The organism is Massilia sp. Soil_C_3 (assembly GCF_057657035.1).
Window position 1 is genome coordinate 478,907 of sequence record NZ_JBDGJG010000001.1, and the last position, 21,912, is coordinate 500,818.

The 21,912-nt window shown below is 63.4% G+C and carries 10 protein-coding genes; 7 read left to right on the plus strand and 3 right to left on the minus strand.

Annotated elements, in window-relative coordinates; all coding sequences use genetic code 11:
- The first annotated feature begins 8 nt into the window (after positions 1-8).
- Complete coding sequence (gene corA / locus AC3A6F_RS02195; protein ID WP_487678319.1) at positions 9-977, plus strand: magnesium/cobalt transporter CorA; 969 nt, start codon at positions 9-11, stop codon at positions 975-977.
- Here the strand turns inward: corA and AC3A6F_RS02200 are convergent, their stop codons facing one another.
- Both AC3A6F_RS02200 and AC3A6F_RS02205 read right to left on the minus strand, forming a co-directional pair.
- The gene (locus tag AC3A6F_RS02200) at positions 978-1,844 is read right to left on the minus strand and encodes an EamA family transporter (RefSeq protein ID WP_487678320.1); all 867 of its coding nucleotides are present in this window, start codon (positions 1,842-1,844) and stop codon (positions 978-980) included.
- The gene (locus AC3A6F_RS02205) at positions 1,841-3,460 is read right to left on the minus strand and encodes an NAD(P)/FAD-dependent oxidoreductase (RefSeq protein WP_487678321.1); all 1,620 of its coding nucleotides are present in this window, start codon (positions 3,458-3,460) and stop codon (positions 1,841-1,843) included. The genes AC3A6F_RS02200 and AC3A6F_RS02205 overlap by 4 nt, the downstream gene beginning before the upstream one ends.
- 669 nt (positions 3,461-4,129) lie before the next feature.
- Here AC3A6F_RS02205 and AC3A6F_RS02210 point away from each other — a divergent pair.
- The 3 genes from AC3A6F_RS02210 to AC3A6F_RS02220 all read left to right on the plus strand — a co-directional run bounded on the left by AC3A6F_RS02210 (position 4,130) and on the right by AC3A6F_RS02220 (position 14,537).
- The gene (locus AC3A6F_RS02210; RefSeq protein ID WP_487678322.1) at positions 4,130-7,192 is read left to right on the plus strand and encodes a TonB-dependent receptor; all 3,063 of its coding nucleotides are present in this window, start codon (positions 4,130-4,132) and stop codon (positions 7,190-7,192) included.
- Positions 7,193-7,935: 743 nt separating this feature from the next.
- Complete coding sequence (locus AC3A6F_RS02215) at positions 7,936-10,974, plus strand: TonB-dependent receptor (RefSeq protein WP_487678323.1); 3,039 nt, start codon at positions 7,936-7,938, stop codon at positions 10,972-10,974.
- A 668-nt stretch (positions 10,975-11,642) separates the two neighbouring features.
- Positions 11,643-14,537: a TonB-dependent receptor gene (locus AC3A6F_RS02220; protein ID WP_487678324.1), complete on the plus strand. Its 2,895-nt coding sequence runs from the start codon at positions 11,643-11,645 to the stop codon at positions 14,535-14,537.
- Between the two features lie 165 nt (positions 14,538-14,702).
- On the opposite strand, the gene AC3A6F_RS02225 is transcribed toward AC3A6F_RS02220, so the two are convergent.
- The gene (locus tag AC3A6F_RS02225) at positions 14,703-15,428 is read right to left on the minus strand and encodes a 16S rRNA (uracil(1498)-N(3))-methyltransferase (RefSeq protein ID WP_487678325.1); all 726 of its coding nucleotides are present in this window, start codon (positions 15,426-15,428) and stop codon (positions 14,703-14,705) included.
- Positions 15,429-15,561: 133 nt separating this feature from the next.
- Between AC3A6F_RS02225 and tkt the strand changes: the two genes are divergently transcribed.
- From tkt to AC3A6F_RS02240, 3 genes are all read left to right on the plus strand, one after another.
- Positions 15,562-17,559 carry a transketolase gene (tkt, locus tag AC3A6F_RS02230; RefSeq protein ID WP_487678326.1) on the plus strand — a complete coding sequence of 666 codons (1,998 nt, stop codon included), beginning with the start codon at positions 15,562-15,564 and terminating at the stop codon, positions 17,557-17,559.
- Positions 17,560-17,653: 94 nt separating this feature from the next.
- On the plus strand, positions 17,654-18,667 hold the full coding sequence (gap, locus tag AC3A6F_RS02235; protein ID WP_487678327.1) for a type I glyceraldehyde-3-phosphate dehydrogenase: 1,014 nt from the start codon (positions 17,654-17,656) through the stop codon (positions 18,665-18,667).
- 478 nt (positions 18,668-19,145) lie between these two features.
- A complete protein-coding gene (locus AC3A6F_RS02240) occupies positions 19,146-21,890 on the plus strand; it encodes a TonB-dependent receptor (protein ID WP_487678328.1) in 2,745 nt (914 codons plus the stop codon).
- Positions 21,891-21,912 lie beyond the last annotated feature (22 nt).

Genomic DNA, 21,912 nt, shown 5'->3' on the forward strand with positions numbered 1-21,912 from the left:
TTCACCTTATGCTGATCAACTGCGTCGCCTACCAGGAAGGCAAGAAACTGTGTGATATCCCGGTCGAGGATATCAGCGAATACCTGAAACAGGACGACACCTTCGTCTGGGTCGCCCTGCGCGACCCGGCCCCCGCCGACATCACCCTGATGCAGGAAGAATTCAGCCTGCACGAACTGGCGGTCGAAGACGCCCTGCGCGGCCACCAGCGGCCCAAGCTGGAGGAATACGGCGACTCGCTGTTCGTCGTGGTCCAGATCGTGGAGCTGGCGGGCGACGAGCTCAATGTCGGCCAGCTGGCCGTGTTCGCGGGCGAGAACTACGTGCTGTCGGTGCGGCGCGACGCCAACCAGGGTTTCCTGGGAGTGCGCGCGCGCGCCGAGCGCGAGCCGCATCAACTGAAGAAGGGCGCCGGCTTCGTGCTGTATGCGCTGGTCGACGCCGTGGTGGACCGCTACTTCCCGGTGGTCGACATGCTCGAATCCGAGCTCGAATCGATCGAGGACCATATCTTCGGCATGCAGGGCAAGCAGCGCGCCAACGTCGAGCGCCTGTACGAGCTCAAGCGCAAGGCGCAGACCCTGCGCCACGCCGTGGTGCCGCTGATGGACGCCGTCGGCCGCCTGTATGGCGGCCGCGTGCCGGGCGTGGTGGTCGAGACCCAGGATTACTTCCGCGACGTGCACGACCACCTGTACCGCATCGCCGGCCGCCTGGACGCGGTGCGCGACACGATCAACACCGCGATCCAGGTGACCCTGTCGATGGTGGCGATCGAGGAGAACGAAGTCAGCAAGAAGCTGGCCTCGTACGCCGCGATCTTCGCCGTGTTCACGGCCTTCGCCGGGGTGTGGGGCATGAACTTCGAGTTCATGCCGGAGCTGAAATGGAAGTGGGGTTATCCGCTGGCGCTCTTGACCATGGTGGGCGTGTGCGCCTACCTGTACCGGCGGTTCAAGAAGGCCGGGTGGCTGTAATCAGCGCCGATCGGCCGTTGCCGCCGCGCCGCCGCAGGCCAGCGTCACCAGAGCGATCGCCAGCCACTGCACGGTCGTGAGCCGTTCGCCCAGCAGCAAAAAGCCCGCCAGCGCCGCCACCGCCGGACCGGCGCTGACCAGGATCCCGAACACGCGCTGCGGCAGGCGCTTGAGCGCCTTCATCTCGAGCGTGTAGGGCAGGGCGGACGACAAGAGCGCCACCGCCAGGCCGCCGCCCAGCACCGCGGGCGAGAGTAAATCCCCGCCTGCTTGCGTCACGCCGAACGGCACCACGAACACGCAGGCCGCCAGCAGCCCCCAGGACACCGCCTGGCCGCCGTTCAGCATTGATACCCGCTTGCCGAACACGATGTACATCGCCCAGCAGAACGCCGCCGCCAGCGCATAGGCGATGCCGATCGGGTCCAGCGCGGCGCTGCTGGCCGCCGTCGGCAGCAGCAGCCATAATCCCGCGCCGGCAAGGATCACCCACACGAAGTCGCGCGCGTGGCGCGAAGACAGGATCACCACCGCCAGCGGCCCGGTGACTTCGATTGCGACCGCGATTCCGAGCGGGATGCGTTCGAACGAGCGGTAGATGAACAGGTTCATCGCCCCCAGCATCACGCCATAGATGACGATGTTCGGGATGTCGGCGCGGCGCAGCGTGAAACGCCAGGGCCGCACCAGCACCAGCAGGATCAGGGCCGACAGCCCGACCCGCAGCGCCACCACGCCGGCGCTGCCGACCGCCGGGAACAGGCCCTTGGCCCAGGCGGCGCCGGCATTGACCGACACCAGCGAACCCAGGATCGCCAGCGCGGGCGCGGCGACGCCCTGGGGCTTGGCGTCGGTGTGGACTGTCACTTGGCTGCCATCGCTTTCGCCACCGCTTCGGCCACGCGGATGCCGTCCACCGCAGCCGACATGATGCCGCCGGCGTAGCCGGCGCCTTCGCCGGCCGGGAACAGGCCGCGCGTGTTCAGGCTTTGCAGGTCGTCGTTGTTGCGGCGAATGCGGATCGGCGACGAGGTGCGGGTCTCGACGCCGGTGAGTACCGCGTCTTCCTTGTAGTAACCCTTGATCTGCTTGTCGAAGGCGACGAAGGCCTCGCGCATCGCCACGATCGCGTAGTCCGGCAGCGAGGTCGCCAGGTCGGTCAGGTGGACCGCCGGGCGGAACGACGGGGTGACCGAACCGAACTCGGTCGACGGCCGGCCTTTGACGAAGTCGCCCATCAGCTGGCCCGGCGCGTCATAGGTGCCGCCGCCCAGCACGAAGGCGCGCGATTCGAGCTCGCGCTGGAAGTCGATCCCGGCCAGCGGGTGGCCGGGGTAGTCGTCGGGCGTGATGCCGACCACGATCGCGCTGTTGGCGTTGCGCTCTGCGCGCGAATACTGGCTCATGCCGTTGGTGACGACGCGGCCTTCCTCGCTCGATGCGGCGACCACGGTGCCGCCCGGGCACATGCAGAAGCTGTAGACGGAGCGGCCGTTCGAGGCGTGGTGCACGATCTTGTAGTCGGCCGCACCGAGGATCTTGTTGCCGGCGTTGGGGCCGAAGCGGCAGACGTCGATCAGCGACTGCGGGTGCTCGACCCGGAAGCCGATCGAGAACGGCTTGGCTTCGATGTACACGCCGCGGTCGTATAGCATCTGGAAGGTGTCGCGCGCGCTGTGGCCGATCGCCATCGTGAGGTGGCGGGTCGCGATCTCTTCGCCATTGCCTAAGCGCACGCCGACCACCTGGCGCACGCCGCCGGTCTCCTCGACCATCACGTCGTCCACGCGCGTCTCGAAGCGGATCTCGCCGCCGAGGCGGACGATCTCGGCCCGCATCTGCTCGACCATCTTGACCAGGCGGAAGGTGCCGATGTGCGGCTTGCTGACGTACATGATCTCTTCCGGTGCGCCGAAGCGCACGAACTCGGTCAGCACCTTGCGGCCGTGGTGGTTGCTGTCCTTGATCTGGCTGTACAGCTTGCCGTCCGAGAAGGTGCCGGCGCCGCCTTCGCCGAACTGCACGTTGGACTCGGTATTGAGCTTGCGCTTGCGCCAGAAGCCGAAGGTGTCGACGGTGCGCTCGCGCACGATCTTGCCGCGCTCGAGGATGATTGGATTCAGGCCCATCTGGGCCAGGATCAGCGCCACGAACAGGCCGCAGGGGCCGGTGCCGACCACCACCGGACGCGGGGTGCCCGGCGCCGGCTTGTTGACCTCCACGAACTTGTAGTCCACGTCGGGCGAGGGCATCACGTGCTGGTCGCACTTGAGGCGCGCCAGCACCGCCGCTTCGCCGCGCACTTCGGCATCGATCGAATAGATCAGCACGATGGCGGCCTTCTTGCGCGCATCGTAGCTGCGCTTGTAGACGCTGAAGTCGACCAGGTCGGCATCCGGCACGCCGAGACGGGCCAGGATGGCCTCGCGCAGGGCCGGTTCAGGGTGGTTCAGGGGAAGTTTGAGTTCGTTAATACGCAGCATGGGGAGGGTGGTTGCTAGTGAGGCAACAAATAGAAGGCGAACAAAAGCGTCATTTTACTTGGCGTCATCAACGTCGTGTGGGGAAAGCGTCCGCCGAGCATGAATGTGGCGCCGGACCTTGCTCATTGGGTCGGTTGAATCTGGTAATTGGTGCCGATCATGAGTAAGCATGTGTTTTCCGATGGAGGCTTTATTAGTAGAACAAATATCCTTATGCATAAAACCTTAGTTTGCATGCAACGAAAATTAGACAAATATGACACGATGCCGAACGATATTTGCACAAATCACGATGCGGTAGATGTAAATACGACTGATTGTGTGGCGAGACTCACTTTTGACAGAATATTGCAAGGCGATCCACTTTGGCGCCCGATCTGACCAAATTTGTGCAGCGCCTCACCAATATGGGCGAATTTAATTTTGCGCGTGCAAATTCTCATAGGAGGGTGTTGTATATATGCATACTGTCAAAGTGTGTCATTGACATAAGAACTTGCGTCATGGTTTTATGGCCTCAGGCAACTCGACGGCGTTATCAAATAAATGAATATGTCGTCAGGTGCTAAAAGAGAGGAAAAGTTACAAGCGCAGTGACTTCAGGATCACAACCATAAAACCAACACCAGCCGCTTCACGAGGGTGGCTGACAAGAGGACAGGAAATCGCATGTTGAAAAAAACCGTATTGGTCCACGCCCTGAGCATCGCCTTTGGCGGCGCCGCACTGAGCATGGCCGTGATGTCGCCGGCAATGGCGCAGTCGAATGCTTCCGGCAGCGTGTTCGGTACCGTCGCCCCGGGCAGCAATGTCCAGATCCTGATCGAGAACCCGGACATCGGCATCCGCCGCACCCTGACCCCGGATGCGCAGGGCCGCTTCGTGGCCAGCTCGCTGCCGAGCGGCGTGTACCGCGTGACGCAGGTGCGCGACGGCGCCAACGTGGCGACGGTGGAAGTGGAAACCGGCATCGGCCGCAATGGCGAGGCGATCTTCGCGGGCGCCCCGGCCGCTGGCGGCGGCGCCGTCGTGCAAGTGACCGGCCGCCGCGCCACCATCGACACCAGCAGCGCCGGCAGCAGCGCCACCTTCAACGCACGCGAGCTCGCCTCGCTGCCGATCGGCCGCAACATCGAATCGATCATCCAGCTGGCCCCGAATACCACCACGGCCGACACCCGCTTCGCCGGCGGCGCTTCGTTCGGTGGCGGCGCAGCTTCCGAGAACTCGTACTACATCAACGGTTTCCCTGTCACCAATCCGCTGACCGGCCTGGGCGCGGCCCAGCTGCCGTTCGGCGCGATCGCCGAGGCGCAAGTGCTGACCGGCGGCTTCGGCGCCGAGTTCGGCCGCTCGATCGGCGGCGTGGTCAACATCGTCACCAAGAGCGGCACCAATACCTGGGAAGCCGGCGGCCTGGTGACCTGGGAGCCGAAGTCGCTGCGCGCGACCCCATACGACATCTACTATGGCCGCACCGGCACCCCGAACAACGCCGCCACCGACGGCACGCTGCGCCTGGCGCGCGCCGAGAACACGGTCGACCGCAAGGTGTACGGCGCCTACGTCGGCGGCCCGATCATCAAGGACAAGCTGTTCTTCTTCGCCGCGGCCGAAAAGCACGATACCGAGGAAGGCCTGGTCAACGGCTTCCGCGTGGCCACCAACAACGCCTCAGTGGGCTGGCGCGACCGCGACACCAAGGTCGAACGCTACATGGCCAAGCTCGACTGGAACATCACCGACAACCACCGTATCGAATTCACCACGATGGGCGATACGCCCGAGGTGAGCTATGCCGACAGCGGCTTCGACTACGCCACCCGCACCCGCAACAACACCGTGACTTCGACCCAGCAACTGGTCAACGTCGACAACAACGGCGCCAAGCTCAACACCCTGCGCTACGTCGGCAACCTGACCGACGACCTGACCGTCACCGCACTGTACGGCCGCTCCAAGTCGACGCACGAGAACTACTTCACCGGCTATAACCCGGACCTGTTCCAGATCTCGTCGACGGTCGACGCGCGCGCGCCGGGCCTCTCCTACGCCAACCCGCAAAACATCAGCGGCAACATCCTGGCCCCGGGCTCGGAAGACATCGTCGACTCGGGCCGCTTCGACGTCGAATGGCGCCTGGGCCGCCACACGCTGCGCGGCGGCTTCGACCAGACCAAGGTCGAGTCGGTCGCGGCGGGCGAATTCATCGCCGGCGGCGGCCGCTGGGATTACTTCCGCGCTACCAACCCGAACGCGCAGATCGAGGGGCCAAGCGGCGTGCTGATCCCGTCGCCGGCCAGCACTGGCAGCCCACTGGGCAGCCAGGGCTATTACGTGACCCGCAACCTGTTCTCGACCGTCACCAATTCGTTCGGCGAACAGAGCGCCTGGTACCTCGAGGACCGCTTCCAGGCGACCCCGAACCTGCTGCTGACCCTGGGCGTGCGTAACGAGTCGTTCAAGAACCAGAACGATTCCAAGACCACCTTCCTGGAGATGAAGAACCAGATCCAGCCGCGCCTGGCCGCGGTGTGGGACGTCAACGGCGACGCCAGCCTGAAGGTGTACGGCACCCTGGGCCGCTACTCGGTCCCGATCCCGACCCATATCTCGGTGCGCGGCGCCGGCCGTTCGACCTATACCGCCCAGTACTACACCTATACCGGCACCGACGCCAACGGCGCGCCGACCGGCCTGGTGCAGCTGAGCGAACCGCTGTCGAACAACAACGAGTATGGCCAGGACAAGGTCGTCGAAACCCTGGCGGCGCGCGACATGGATCCGCAATACCAGGACGAGCTGACCTTCGGCTTCGAGAAAGCCTTCTCGCCATCGCTGAACTTCGGCGCCAAGGCGATCTACCGCAAGATGCGTTCGACCATCGACGACTTCTGCGACGTGCGTCCATTCGAGCGCTTCGCCGAAGCCAACGGCATCGAGATCACCAACCCGCTGTGGGGCAACACCTGCCAGACCTTCAACCCGGGTGAAGACAACGAGTTCCTGGTCGATTTCTCGGGCGACTCGTCGCGCCTGACCCAGGTGAACCTGACCGCGGCCGACCAGGGCTTCGACAAGCCGAAGCGTACCTATAAATCGATCGAAACCTTCCTGGAGCATCCGTTCCGCAACGGCTGGTACGCCAAGGCCAGTTATACCTGGTCGAGCAACAAGGGCAATACCGAAGGCCAGGTGCGTTCGGATAACGGCCAGGCCGACGTCGCCGTCACGTCGTCGTGGGACTATCCGGAGCTGATGGAAGGCGCGTACGGCTACCTGCCGAACCACCGCAAGCACCAGTTGAAGGCATTCGGCTTCTACGAAGTCACCCCCGAGATCGTCGTGGGCGGTAATGTGCTGATCGCTTCGGGCCGTCCGCGCAGCTGCATCGGCAGCGCCGCCAATCCGGGCGACTCGCCGAATTACGCGAATCAGACCTTCTATTGCGGCGGCCTGACCCGTTCGGAGAACGTGCTGACCCCGCGCGGCACGGTGGGCAACCTGCCGTGGGAACACCGCTACGACCTGAACGTGGCCTACAAGCCCAACTTCGCCAAGGGCCTGCAGTTCCGCGTCGACGTGTTCAATGTGTTCAACAGCCAGGTCGTGCGCAACGTGACCGAGGCCTACAACAACGGCGCCAACGTCAGCGGCCTGTACCAGACCCCGCTGTCGCTGACCTCGCCACGTTATGCACGCTTCTCGCTGATGTACGATCGCAAGTTCTGATCGTGAGCGGCGGCCGCAAGGCCGTCGTCAGCCTGGAGGCCGCTCTTCGGAGCGGCTTTTTTTATGGGCGCTGTCATCGTTGCCCTGTTTCATTCCACCGCACGGCCACTGGCGCGCATTGCCAAATGGCATGTCGGCGCGGTCCATATCGGTTTGCGCCGAATCAACAAAGTGCGCTTCTGTGCTTGCAAATTGGATGATCAACGGTACTGGAATCCGGTACTGACGGACGAGTCGCCTGTTCTTCGCAATGCACTATAAGTAGGTCGAATATCCTTCCTTGATTCTTGGTAACTAAAAATTCACAAAATTGTCTTTATATGACATCCATCCAAACGTTATCCGGAAAAATCCTTGATTTCGCCCCGTATGTACTGCGTGCATAGCCATTCTGTCGCTGGCGATAGAAGATTTCGTTTGATGGGCGATTTGGTGCAACAGATGGCCAATTCTGTGCATCGATGCCCGATTTTGGCGATTTTTATTCGGTTGGCGTAATCCGTTGTGATTTCTCATAAACAGTGTTGTTTGTATGCATACCAAAGGGAACTGTGTCATTGACACAAGAAGTTTCTCCATGGTTCCATCCGAAAAGTGCCTTTTGGTCGAATTATCAGTTAAATGAATATTTCGTCAGTCGGCCCAAGAGAGGAAAAGCAGCCAACGCTGCCTGGATCGTGATTCACATACAACCATCCGCGGCCGTTCCATGGGAGCGACCGACATAAGACAGGAAATCACACATGCTTAAGAAAACCGTTCTAGTCCACGCCCTGACGCTGGCATTCGGCGGCGCCGTGCTCGCCATCGGCACGATGGCGCCGGCCCTGGCGCAGTCGAACGCCACATCGGTGGTGTACGGCACCGTTGCCCCTGGCGCCGATGTGCGCGTGGTGCTGGAAAACCCGGCCACCGGCTTGCGCCGCACCGTGACGCCCGATGCGCAAGGCCGCTTCCAGGCCACCGCGCTGCCCACCGGCTCCTACACCGTGACCCAATACCGGGGCGATGCCGTGGTGGGCACGACCAGGGTCGAAACCAGCATCGGCCAGAACGCCGAGGCGGTCTTTGCCGAGGCGGGCGTGCAGACGGTCGAAGTGACCGGCCAGCGCCGCAATATCGACGTCACCTCGACCTCGTCCGGCGCGACCTTCAACGCCCGCCAGCTGGCCGCGCTGCCGGTGACGCGCGACATCCAGGGCATCATCCAGCTGGCGCCGAACACCACCCGCGTGGACTCGCGCTTCGCCGGCGGCGCCTCGTTCGGCGGCGGTGCGGCGTCCGAAAACTCGTATTACATCAACGGTTTCCCCGTCACCAATCCGCTGACCGGCCTGGGCGCCTCGCAGCTGCCGTTCGGCGCGATCGCCGAAGCGCAGGTGCTGGTCGGCGGCTTCGGCGCCGAGTTCGGTCGCTCGATCGGCGGCGTGGTCAACGTGATCACCAAGAGCGGCACCAATACCTGGGAGGCGGGCGCCCAGGTCACGTTCGAGCCGAAGAGCTGGCGCGCCAGCGAGAACGACATCTATTACGCCAACACCGGCTACAACCCGCTCACCGACGGCACCCTGCGCCGCGCCCAGCGCGAGAACACGCGCGAGCAGAAGACCTATGGCGCCTATGTCGGCGGCCCGATCGTCAAGGACAAGCTGTTCATCTACCTGGCCGGCGAGATGATCGAGAACGATCGCGGCTACGTCGAGGGCTTCCGCACCAGCACCTCGAACGCCCAGAACGGCTGGCGCGACGACGAGCGGGAAGTTGCGCGCTATATGGGCAAGATCGACTGGAACATCAGCGAGGACCACCGCCTGGAACTGACGGCCCTGGGTGACAACCCGAAGCGCACCTACATCGACAGCGGCTTCGACTACGCCAGCCGTACCCGCAACGGCGTCGTCACCTCCACCGCCACGCGCCGCAACGTGGACGACAACGGCGGCCGCTCCGCCATGCTGCGCTACACCGGCAACCTGACCGACGACCTGACCCTGACCGCGCTCTACGGCCGCAGCGAGCTGAAACACGAGAATGCCTTCAGCAACTACCAGGCCAACATCTTCTCGACCATCTCGTCGCCGGAAAACCGCGCCCCGGGCTTTACCTATGCCAACCCGCAGGCGATCACCGGCAATATCCTGGCGCCGGACGCAAAGGACAAGGTCGATTCGGGCCGCCTGGACCTCGAATACCGCCTCGGCGACCATAACCTGCGCGCGGGTTACGACCGCACCGACGTCGAATCGCTCAATGCGGGCGTGTTCAAGGCGGGTGGCGGCACCTGGGCCTACTTCCGGACGGCCAACCCGGGCCGGCCGATCGGCGTGAGTGGCGGCACGGTGCCGGCGCCAGCCAGCGGTGGCGGCCTGGGTAGCCAGGGCTATTACGTGTCCAAGCGCCTGTTCTCGACGGTCACCGACTCCTACGCCGAACAGAGCGCCTTTTATGTCGAAGACCGCTGGCAAGCCACCAAGAACCTGCTGCTGACCATCGGCGTGCGCAGCGAGTCGTTCAAGAACCAGAACGAATCGAAGGTGACCTTCCTCGACATGGACAACCAGATCCAGCCACGCCTGGCGGCGGCCTGGGACGTGCAAGGCGACGGCACGACCAAGCTGTTCGCCACCCTGGGCCGTTACTCGGTGCCGATCCCGACCCACATCTCGGTGCGCGGCGCCGGCCGTTCGACCTTCACCAACCAGTATTACACCTATACCGGCGTCGATGCCAACGGCGCCCCGACCGGGCTGGTGCAGCTGACCGAGCCATTGTCGGGCAATAACGAGTTTGGCCAAGACAAGGTCTTGCCGACCCTCGCGGCGCTCGACATGAAGCCGGCCTACCAGGACGAAGTGACCATCGGGCTCGAGCGCGCCATCACGCCGCGCCTGACCTTCGGCGCCAAGGCGACCTATCGCGAACTGAAAGAAACACTCGACGACTTCTGCGACGTGCGTCCGTTCGAGCGCTTTGCCGAGGCCAACGGCATCGAGATCACCAATCCGTACTGGGGCAACACCTGCCAGACCTTCAACCCGGGCCGCAACAATACCTTCATGGTCGACTTCTCGGGCGACCCGGCGAACCTGACCAAGGTCGCGCTCACCGCCGCCGACCAGGGCTTCGCCAAGCCGAAGCGCACCTACGCTGCGGTCGACCTGTTCCTGGAACACCCTTACCGCAACGGCTTCTATGGCAAGGTGAACTACACCTGGTCGCGCAACAAGGGCAATACCGAAGGCCAGGTGCGTTCCGATAACGGCCAGGCCGACGTCGCCGTGACCTCGACCTGGGACTATCCGGAGCTGATGGAAGGCGCCTACGGCCTGCTGCCGAACGACCGCAAGCACCAGGTCAAGGCCTTCGGTTTCTATGAAGTCACCCCGGAGATCTCGGTCGGCGGCAATGTGTTGCTGGCCGCCGGCCGTCCCCGCAGCTGCATCGGCACCTCGGCCAACCCGGGCGATTCGCCGAATTACGAGAACCAGAGCTTCTGGTGCGGCGGCGCAGAAGTTCCGCAAAACCAGATCGTGCACCGCGGCACCGTCGGCAAGCTGCCTTGGGACAAGCGCCTGGACCTGAACGTTGCTTACCGTCCGACTGCACTGAAGGGCCTGCAACTGCGCCTCGACGTGTTCAACGTTACCAACGAGCAAGCCGTGCAGAACGTGACCGAGGCCTATAACAGCGGCGATGCGGTGTCGAGCCTGTATGGCACTCCGCTGTCGCTGACCCCGCCGCGCTATGCGCGGGTCTCGGTGTCCTACGACCACAAGTTCTGATCGAAACAAGAGAAACGCCGGCGCCCCCGGCGTTGATTGGATTTACCTGCCCTGGCATTGCCGGGGCATTTTTTTTAAGGAGGAAACTAGTTTTCTTCAAATGTTTTTATATTTCGTCGGAAGTAATAAGGCTAGCCATTCCTATCGTCTCTTTTGCGCAACTATCCCATGAGTCAACTACAATTTTCATACATCTATCAGTCATGCATACGGCGTACATAGCATGTTTTGCGGGAGGAATGGATATGCATATTGGTTCAACTCGACCATAATTCAATGAAACTATCGTAAATACAATGGCTTAGCGTCATTTCGGTCCCGATTGTCCGATTTCCCCGGGCTGGAAGCCAGCTGGCGGGACGTCGCGGGGACGCAACTGGCACGGTGTAAACGCGCGTCATTTTGCACGCTTTAACAATCTGTACATCTCTTTTTGCTTGTTGACGATTTTTGTTTTGATATGGTTTTATGGAATGAATCATAAGACGTTTGATTCACGAATCGGCGTCTATTGAGAGTGTTCGTCCCTGCGACATATCTGCATATGGAACGTTTTGACAAAAGACGTCTGCATGCTGGTGAATATGTTTTAGGGAAGACATTTCGCGCACGGACCCGGGCCATGCGCTTGCATAAAACTATCCAAAAGAACAGCAAGGAGAAACACAATGTTGAAATTGAAGTCGATGCCGTGCGCCATCGCCTGCGTGATCGCCAGCGGCGCCCTGGCCGGCGCCGCACCGGCGCTGGCCCAGGACCAGGCCACTCCCGCCGCCGCGCCGCAACGCGTCGTCGTGACCGGCTCGCTGATCAGCCGCACTACCACCGAAACCCCGACCCCGATCCAGGTGCTGACCGCGGCCGACATCCAGAAAAGCGGCAAGACCTCGGTCGCCGAGCTGCTGACCGACCTGGCCGCCAACGGCGCCGGCACCCTGGGCACCGGTTTCGCCGGCGCCTTCGCCAACGGCGCATCGGGCATCTCGCTGCGCGGCCTGACCGTCGGCGCTACCCTGGTGCTGATCGACGGCCACCGCATGGCCCCGTATCCGCTGTCGGACGACGCCCAGCGCTCCTTCGTCGACGTGTCGTCGATTCCGTTCGACGCCATCGAGAGCATCGAGGTCCTGAAAAGCGGCGCCTCGTCGCTGTACGGCTCGGACGCGATCGCGGGCGTGATCAACATCAAGCTCAAGAAAAACCTGAACGGCACCCGCCTGACGGCCGAAGTGGGCGACACCCAGCACGGTGGCGGCAAGACCAAGCGCGCCTCGATCAGCACCGGCATCGGCGACCTCGGCGCCGACGGCTACAACGCTTTCATCACCGCCGAATACCGCAAGCAAGACCCGATCTACGTGGCCGACCGCGAGCACTTCGGCTACGCCAACCGCGACTGGCGCGCGCGCGGCGGCAACGACCTGACCCTGGGCGTGCCGACCAACCTGAACAGCTTCCTGACCGCGTCCAGCAGCCCCTTCCTGTACAACCCGTCCAACCCGAACAATCCGGCCGGCGTCACCAACGTCAACAACCCGGCCAACTACCTGTTCCTGGATCCGAACTGCAATTTCAACAAATACCGCGCCGGCGGTTGCGCGGTGCGCGACACCGAGTCGTTCATCCAGCCGCCGACCGAGAACGTCAACGTCCTCATCGGCATGACCAAGAAGCTGAGCGAAGACTGGGAAGTGCAGTTCAAGGGTTCGATGTTCCGCCGCGAAAGCACCAACAACCGCAACGGCGCCAACAATTCGCCGCTGGCCTTCAACCCGACCGCCTTCAACGGCACCAACGTCCTGGCCAACGGCATGCTGACCCCGCGTGTCGGCGCGGTGCCGAACACGACCTTCGCACCGGGGGCCCAGGTCGGCGCCAACGTGACCAACCCGTTCGGGCAGAATGCCCGCCTGTACGGCTTCATCCCGGATGTCGGCCCGGCCCTGACTACCCAGAACGAATCGACCGCCACCCGCTTCTCGGCCGACCTGATCGGCAGCGCCTATGGCTGGGACGTGACCGCATCGATCGGCGCCACGAAGGTCAAGAGCGACCTGGACTACCGTGGCTACGTCAATCGCAGCGCGCTGTACACGGCGCTGCGCAACGGTACCTTCAACGTGCTGGGCAATAATTCGCCCGAGGTCATGAGCCAGGTCTCGCCGCACTTCAGCAACGAGATCGAGTCGAAGCTGAACTACGCCGACCTGATCGGTTCGCGCGAGCTGCTGTCGAATTTCGGCGCCGGTCCGCTGAACTTCGCCGCCGGCCTGCACTGGCACAAGCGCGAGCAGAATGCGCCGCCGTCGAGCCTGACTGCCAACGGTGCGGTTGCCAACACCTCCGCCTTCACCGTCGGCGAGGAGACCAACAAGGCGGTGTTTGCCGAACTGCAGGCGACCCCGATCAGGAACGTCGAAGTCGGCGTGGCCGGCCGCTATGACGACTACAGCACCTATGGCCATTCGTTCACCCCGTCGGCCAACTTCAAGTGGGCGCCGAGCCAGCAGTTCGGCCTGCGCGGCACCTTCGCGCGCGGCTTCCGCGCACCGAATCCGTCCGAGGTCGGCAATGCCGGTTCGTTCTTCACCTTCAACGCGATCAACGATCCGATCCTGTGCGCCAATGGCAGCCAGACCACGGCCGGCAACGTGCCGACCGCCTGCGGCTTCAATCCGCCCTACGTCCAGATCACCAATCCCGACCTGCAGCCCGAGAAATCGAAGTCGTACACCTTCGGTGTCATCCTCGAGCCGGTGCGTGGCCTGAACATGACCCTGGACTACTACAAGATCCAGATCAAGAACCTGATCGTGACCCAGGCCGGCAACGATCCGAGCTTCGTCCCGACCTGGGTGCGCGGCCCGGCGGCGACGATCGATATCGCCACCGGCTCCGGCACCACCACCGCGCCGGGGATGCCGGCCGCCGGCCCGATCCTGTACGCCGTGTCGCCTTACATCAATGCCGGCAGCACCGAGACCCACGGCATCGAGGCGGACGTGCGCTACCGCTGGCGCCTGGGCGACAAGGGCACCATCACGGCCAACCTGAGCGCAGCCCATACCTTCGGCTACGAGACCGAAGTGGCTGGGGAGCGCTACCAGCTCGCCGGCACCCAGGGTCCGTCGTCGGTCGGCGGCGCCACCGGCAATCCGAAGGATCGCGCCCAGTTCACCCTGGGCTATGCCCGTGGCCCGCTGGACGTGACCGCGACGGTGAACTACACGAGCGGCTTCTCGACCATCGACCCTGCGCTGGGCGTGAACGACTGCACCTCGACCGCGCTCGACGTGGGCGGCCGCACCTACTTCCAGGGCCTGATCCAGCCGGCGTCGTACTGCGAGGTGTCGTCGTTCACCACGACCAACCTGAACGTGGCGTACAAGGTCACCGAGAACCTGACCATCCGTGGCGCGATCCTGAACCTGTTCGACAAGGAAGCCCCGTATGACGTCGCCACCTACGGCAACGCCGGCAACCAGACCTCGTACAACGCCTCGCTGCACCAGCCGGGCGCGGTGGGCCGCTTCTTCACCCTGGGGGCGAACTACACGTTCTAAGCCGGCTGCGTAGTATCCACGTCGTTCCCGCGCAGGCGGGAACAGCGCCACTGGCGCTGTTCCCCCCAAGTACTGCTTGCGTTGTCGAGACGCTTGCTAACTTAGGTTCCCGCCTGCGCGGGAACGACGTTTTACGTTAACTAAAGAATGTATTTCGCAGAACGCTCAGATCCCGCCCCAGGCCCCGGCCAGCACCGCCAGTGCGGCCAGCCCGGCGGTCTCGGTGCGCAGCACGCGCGGGCCCATCGACAGGGACAGGGCGCCGGCGGCGACGGCCGCGTCTTCTTCTTGCGGCGTGAGGCCGCCTTCGGGGCCGATCAGGAAGGTCACCGGCTGCGCCCCATTGGCGCGCGCCCAGCCGGCCAGCGATTCGGTCGCACGTGGGCTGAGCAGGATGCGCACGCCCCCGGACGGCGCCGCCAGCCATGGCTGCACATCGGCCAGCGGATGCAGCCGCGCCAGCCGGTTGCGGCCGCACTGCTCGGAGGCGGCCACGATCACGCCCTGCCAGTGCGCTTGCCGTTTCTCGGCCCGCTCGCCGGACAGGCGCACCACGCTGCGCTGCGCCGCCAGCGGCTGGATCGCGGCCACGCCCAGCTCGACCGCCTTTTCCACGATCCAGTCCATCTTCGAGCCTTCCGGCAAGCCCTGGGCCAGGGTGACGGGGTAGGGCGCCTCGGCCTCGGCATCCTCGAAGGCGTCGACCGTCGCCGTGGCGCGGCGCTTGCCGGTTTCCAGCAGGGTGGCGCGGTACTGGCCGCCCTCGCCGTTGAACAGGGTGAGCGCCGCGCCCGGCTGCAGGCGCACCACATGCAGATGGTGGGCGACGGCTTCCGGCAGGTCGACGGTCAGGCCGGCGGCGAGCGGCTGGGGGCAGTAAAAACGGGGCATTCTGTCACTTCGCGGTGAGGGCTTGCGTTGAAGGAATAAACCTGCATTTTAAATCGGCAGCACCCCGGTCTGGTAGAATAACGGGCTACGGCCTCGCGGGCCATCGCTTTCCAATCCCTGATCCACGATCTCCATGAAATCTACGCAAACCACCACCCTGATGGCCAACGCGATCCGCGCGCTGGCGATGGACGCCGTCCAGAAAGCCAACTCGGGCCACCCGGGCATGCCGATGGGCATGGCCGAGATTGCCGTCGCGCTGTGGGACAAGCACTACCGCCACAATCCGGCCAATCCGGGCTGGTCGAACCGCGACCGCTTCCTGCTCTCGAACGGCCACGGCTCGATGCTGCACTATTCGCTGCTGCACCTGGCCGGCTACGACCTGACGATGGACGACCTGCGCGACTTCCGCCAGATGCACTCGAAGACCCCGGGTCACCCGGAAGTGGGCATCACCCCGGGCGTGGAGACCACCACCGGTCCGCTGGGCCAGGGCATCGCCAACTCGGTCGGCATGGCGCTGGCCGAATGGCTGCTGGGTAACGAATTCAACCGTCCAGGCTACGACGTGGTGGATCACTACACCTACGCCTTCCTGGGCGACGGTTGCCTGATGGAAGGCATCTCGCACGAAGTGGCGTCGCTGGCCGGCACCCTGCGCCTGAACAAGCTGATCTGGCTGTACGACGACAACGGCATCTCGATCGACGGCCGTGTGGAAGGCTGGTTCACCGACGACACCCAAAAGCGTTTTGAAGCGTATGGCTGGAACGTGATTCCCAAGGTCGACGGCCACAGCGTGAAAGACATCGACGCGGCCATCGAGCAGGCCAAGCAATCGGATCGGCCGACCCTGATCTGCTGCAAGACCATCATCGGCAAGGGCGCCCCGAACCTGGAAGGCGGCGACAAGGTCCACGGCGCGCCGCTGGGCGACGCCGAGATCGCTGCCGTGCGCAAGCACCTGATCTGGGATCCGATCCCGTTCGACATCCCGGCCGAGCTGTACGAGGCATGGGACGCGAAAGAGCGCGGCGCGCAGCTTGAAGCCGAGTGGAACACGCTGTTCGCGGCCTACCGCGGCGCCCACCCCGAGCTGGCCGCCGAATTCGAGCGCCGCATGAAGGGCGACCTGCCGGCCGATTTCAGCAAGACCCTGGACGCGGCGATCGCCGCCTGCGTCGACAAGGCCGAGACCATCGCCACCCGCAAGGCCTCGCAGAACGCGATCCAGGCCTTGGCCCCGGTGCTGCCTGAATTCCTGGGCGGCTCGGCCGACCTGACCGGCTCGAACCTGACCAACTGGAAGGAATCGGTGCCTGTGCGTTCGGGCATCGCCGGCAACCACATCAACTACGGCGTGCGCGAATTCGGCATGTCGGCGATCCAGAACGGCGTGGCCCTGCACGGCGGCTTCATCCCGTTCGGCGCGACTTTCCTGACCTTCTCGGACTACAGCCGCAATGCCCTGCGCATGGCGTCGCTGATGAAGATCCGTTCGATCTCGGTGTTCACCCACGATTCGATCGGCCTGGGCGAAGACGGCCCGACCCACCAGTCGATCGAGCACGTCTCGTCGCTGCGCCTGATTCCTGGCCTGGACAACTGGCGTCCATGCGACACCGTCGAATCGGCGGTGGCATGGGGCGCGGCGGTGCAGCGCAAGGATGGCCCATCGACCCTGATCTTCTCGCGCCAGAACCTGCCGTTCATGGCGCGTGAAGCGAACCAGGTCGCCGACATCGCCAAGGGCGGCTACGTGCTGCGCGACGCTGCCGACGCAAAAGTCATCCTGATCGCCACCGGTTCCGAAGTCGAACTGGCAGTCAAGGCAGCCGACGCGCTGGCAGGCGAAGGCATCGCCGCACGCGTGGTCTCGATGCCGTCGACCGACGTGTTCGATCGCCAGGACGCGAGCTATAAAGCAAGCGTGCTGACCAAGGGCACTCCTCGTGTGGCCATCGAAGCCGGCGTGACCGCCTTCTGGTACAAGTACGTGGGCCTGGAAGGCGCCGTGGTCGGTATCGACACCTTCGGCGAATCGGCGCCAGCGCCGGTGCTGTTCAAGCACTTCGGCTTTACCGTCGAGAACGTCGTCGCGAAAGCAAAAGAAGTTATCGCAGCATAAGCATTCGCTGCATGCGGGCCGCTCCTGAAGGGGCGGCCCGTTCTACTATGTTCGTTCGTTACGAAAAAAGTTCTTTTCTAATCAGGAGCACAGCATGACGATCAAAGTTGCAATCAATGGTTATGGCCGCATCGGCCGCAATGTCCTGCGCGCCTTTTACGAAGGCGGCAAGAAACAAGACATCCAGATCGTGGCGATCAACGACCTCGGCAACGCCGAGTCGAACGCCCACCTGACCCGCTACGACACCACCCATGGCCGCTTCCCTGGCACCGTCACCGTCGAAGGCGACACCATGACGGTCAATGGCGATCCGATCCGCGTGTTCGCGCAGCGTAATCCGGCCGAGATCCCATGGGGCGAGCTGGGCGTGGACGTGGTGCTGGAGTGCACGGGCTTTTTCACCACCAAAGAAAAAGCATCGGCCCACATCAAGGGTGGCGCCAAGAAGGTCATCATCTCGGCCCCGGGCGGCAAGGACGTCGATGCGACCGTCGTGTTCGGCGTGAACCAGGACGTGCTGAAGTCGACCGACACCGTGATTTCGAACGCTTCGTGCACCACCAACTGCCTGGCCCCGCTGGTCAAGCCGCTGCATGACGCCATCGGCCTGGAAACCGGCCTGATGACCACCGTGCACGCCTACACCAACGACCAGGTGCTGACCGACGTGATGCACGAAGACCTGCGCCGCGCCCGTTCGGCCACCCAGTCGATGATCCCGACCAAGACCGGCGCCGCCGCCGCGGTTGGCCTGGTGCTGCCGGAACTGAACGGCAAGCTGGACGGTTTCGCGATCCGCGTGCCGACCATCAATGTGTCGATCGTCGACCTGTCGTTCATCGCCAAGCGCGATACCACGGTCGAAGAGATCAACGAGATCATGAAGAAGGCCGCAGCCGAAGGCCCGCTGAAGGATATCCTGACCTACAACACCGATCCGCTGGTCTCGGTCGACTTCAACCACAACCCGGCATCGTCGAACTTCGACGCGACGCTGACCAAGGTGTCGGGCCGCCTGGTGAAAGTGACTTCGTGGTACGACAACGAGTGGGGCTTCTCGAACCGCATGCTCGACACCACCGTTGCGCTGATGAACGCCAAGTAATTCGTTCGACCTTCGAGCCCTGGACGCCGTACTGGCCTCCAGGGCTTTTTTACGTCTGTATTACGTGGAAATCCATCGACAAGCCGGCTGATGCCGGTTTTTTTTGCATCGGCGGTAGTGGTCTTTCATGCAATGCGGATGCATTTTGACCGAACAAACATTATTTTGGTTGCGATTCCACAACGAATTGTTTCGTAATTGGCATAGGTATCGTAAAAAAGATGCTGCGCTGCGACTATTAGTTTTAATGGCAATTTGGACGAGGTTAAAAACAAATTAGGCGAAGTAAATACAAGAATCTATCCAATAGCATAGCAATGCAACGTTACATTTGGGATAAATTGCGTTACATAAACTAAGCTGACTTGCATAATCAAGACGCGTCGTGGCGCCGGGCAGGGGAGACACATCCTGGGTGTTGCGAGCGCGTCTTATCACCGTAAATAGTAGAAAGATGCCAATGATGTTGAAAGAAAAAATGGGTGCCCGTGCAGTGCGGCTCGCCTTCGGCCTCGTAGCCGGCCTCGCAGTTACCCAAGCAGTTGCCCAGGACGCGCCAATCCAGCGCGTCGAAGTGACCGGTTCCGCGATCAAGCGGATCAACGTCGAAGGCGCGCTGCCGATCCAGACCCTGAGCCAGGAAGCGATCGCCAAGACCGGCGCCACCAGCGTTGCGGAACTGATCCAGACCCTGCCTGCAATGCAGGGCTTCACCATCGGCGCCATCGCCGCCGGCACCAACTCGGGCGGCCGCGTGTCGGCCTCGATCCACGACATCGGCGAATCCTACACCCTGGTGCTGCTGAACGGCCGCCGCCTGGCGCCGCAAGGTTCGGGCAGCACGGTCAACCTGCAGGCGATCCCGATGAGCGCCGTCGAGCGCGTCGAGATCCTGACCGACGGCGCCTCGGCGCTGTACGGCTCGGACGCCATCGCCGGCGTCATCAACTTCGTCCTGAAGAAGAACCAGCAGGGCGGCGACATCGAAGCCAACTACAGCCAGCCGACCGCCGGCCAGGATGGCAGTTCGCGCTACGTCGCGGCCACCTACGGCTTCGGCGACCTGGACACCGACGGCTGGAACGTGCTGGTGAGCTACCGCCGTGACGAGCAGGACCAGATCCTGTCGACCAAGCGCGACTTCGCCAACACCGCCTTCCGCCAGTTCTCGCGCAACGGCACCAACTACGTCTACGACAACACCAGCACCGCCTCGGCGCCGGCCAACGTCACCGTGGCGTTCCGCAACCCGGCCGGCGTGCCGGCACTGTCGTCGGTCGGCTTCTCGCCCTACCTGCTGGCCAATGGCGGCTGCCCTGACCTGAACGTGGTCAGCATCAACAACAACGGCACCACCGCCCGCAACTGCACCTTCGACTACATCCAGACCGTCGAGATGGTCCCGGAAAACAAGCGTGACAGCTTCTTCGTCAAGGGCACCAAGAAGCTCGGCGACAACTGGGAAGCGTTCACCGACATCGCCTATTCGCGCTTCGACCTGACCGCGCGCATCGCACCGAACACCGCGCCGTTCTCGATCGCCGCCGGTTCGGCGCAGTTCAACCAGTACGTGGCGCCTTACCTGAGCGCCGAGCAGCTCGGCCGCGTCAGCAGCGTGTCGGGCAACTACCGCGCCTATGACTGGGGCACCCGCGACAGCCAGACCATCACCGAGTCGAAGCATGCAGTGGCAGGCCTGGACGGCGAGATCGCCGGCTGGACCGTCAGCGGCGCGCTGACCTGGTCGGAAAACTCGATCGACGAGCGCTATGTCGGCGGCTATATGCGCAACGCCGAGTTCCGCTCGATGTTGGCGAATAACTCCTTCAATCCGTTCGCGCCGATCGGCCAGCAGAGCGAAGCGACCCAGCAACTGATCGAGGACTCGATCTTCCACGGTTCGATCCGCGAAGCATCGACCACCCTGAAGGCGGCTGACCTGCGCGGTTCGCACGAGCTGTTCGCCATGAAAGGCGGCGCCGCGCAACTGGCGATCGGCGCTGACTACCGCGAATACCACTACCAGCAGGATCCGTCGGCCGATGCGGTCAATGGCGTGATCTACAACTTCAACGCGCCGGCGCGCTACGACATGAAGCGTGACAACGCTGGCGCCTTCGCTGAAGTGCTGGCGCCGCTGACCAAGGAAATCGAAGTCACCGCGGCCCTGCGTTACGACACCATCTCGGCGATCGACGACGGCGTCCGCGGCCGCAAGGTCGGCAGCGACCACTCGAAGACCACCTACAAGGTCTCGGCGCGCTACCAGCCTACGCAGCAACTGCTGTTCCGCGGTTCGTACGGCACCGGCTTCAAGGCGCCTGACATGCTCGACGTCGCGTCGCCAACCGTCAATGCCGGCTTCACCGCGTCGTCGTGGGGCTGCCCGATCCAGGATCCGACCCTGTGCCGTCCAGGCACCACCCAGTACAACGTGCTGTCGACGGGTAACGAGAACCTGCGTCCGGAAACCTCGAAGCAGTTCACCGTCGGCATGCGTTTCGAGCCGTCGTCGCGCTTCTCGGCAGGCCTGGACCTGTGGGACGTGAAGATCAAGGATGCGGTCAGCTCGGTGAGCGAGCAGCAGGCCTGGGGTAACCCGGACCAGTTCCGCCAGCTGTTCAGCACCTACACCGAACCGGCAACCGGCAACACCTACTGGGCCTTCCTGCGCTCGTCGGTGAACATCGGCCAGACCCATAACCGTGGTATCGACTGGGACCTGACCGGCCGCCATCGCTTCGGCTTCGGCAACCTGACGGCGACCCTGAACGGTACCTACATGATGAAGGCGGACTACACCCGCGCCGGCACCGCCAACGAGTGGACCAACAGCCTGAACTACTTCGGCACCAACAATGCCGTCACGTTCCGCCACATCGTCCGCCTGATGACCACGCTGGACACCGGCAAGCTGTCGAACTCGCTGATCGCCAACTACCGTAACGGCTACACCGATGCGGCAGCCACCGTGCGCAACCTGGACACCGGCGTGAACGTCACCGGCTTCCGCCTGGAAGTGCCGTCGTTCATGACCTTCGACTGGCAAGGCCGCTACGCGTTCACCGATGCCTTCACGCTGCGCGCCGGCATGAAGAACATCTTCGATCGCAAGCCGCCTCTGTCGCTGCGTGCATCGTCGGGCCACCAGGTCGGCTTCGACCCGCGCTACGCCGATCCACTGGGCCGTCAGCTGTACGTCACCGGCAACTACAAGTTCTAAGTTGCCAGGAATCCTGCCCGCG

Coding starts and splice junctions, on each gene's coding strand:
- tkt (WP_487678326.1), top strand. CDS start 15,562: ATGAAATCTACGCAAACCACCACCCTGATGGCCAACGCGATCCGCGCG.
- AC3A6F_RS02225 (WP_487678325.1), bottom strand. CDS start 15,428: ATGCCCCGTTTTTACTGCCCCCAGCCGCTCGCCGCCGGCCTGACCGTC.
- corA (WP_487678319.1), top strand. CDS start 9: ATGCTGATCAACTGCGTCGCCTACCAGGAAGGCAAGAAACTGTGTGAT.
- gap (WP_487678327.1), top strand. CDS start 17,654: ATGACGATCAAAGTTGCAATCAATGGTTATGGCCGCATCGGCCGCAAT.
- AC3A6F_RS02210 (WP_487678322.1), top strand. CDS start 4,130: ATGTTGAAAAAAACCGTATTGGTCCACGCCCTGAGCATCGCCTTTGGC.
- AC3A6F_RS02240 (WP_487678328.1), top strand. CDS start 19,146: ATGGGTGCCCGTGCAGTGCGGCTCGCCTTCGGCCTCGTAGCCGGCCTC.
- AC3A6F_RS02215 (WP_487678323.1), top strand. CDS start 7,936: ATGCTTAAGAAAACCGTTCTAGTCCACGCCCTGACGCTGGCATTCGGC.
- AC3A6F_RS02220 (WP_487678324.1), top strand. CDS start 11,643: ATGTTGAAATTGAAGTCGATGCCGTGCGCCATCGCCTGCGTGATCGCC.
- AC3A6F_RS02205 (WP_487678321.1), bottom strand. CDS start 3,460: ATGCTGCGTATTAACGAACTCAAACTTCCCCTGAACCACCCTGAACCG.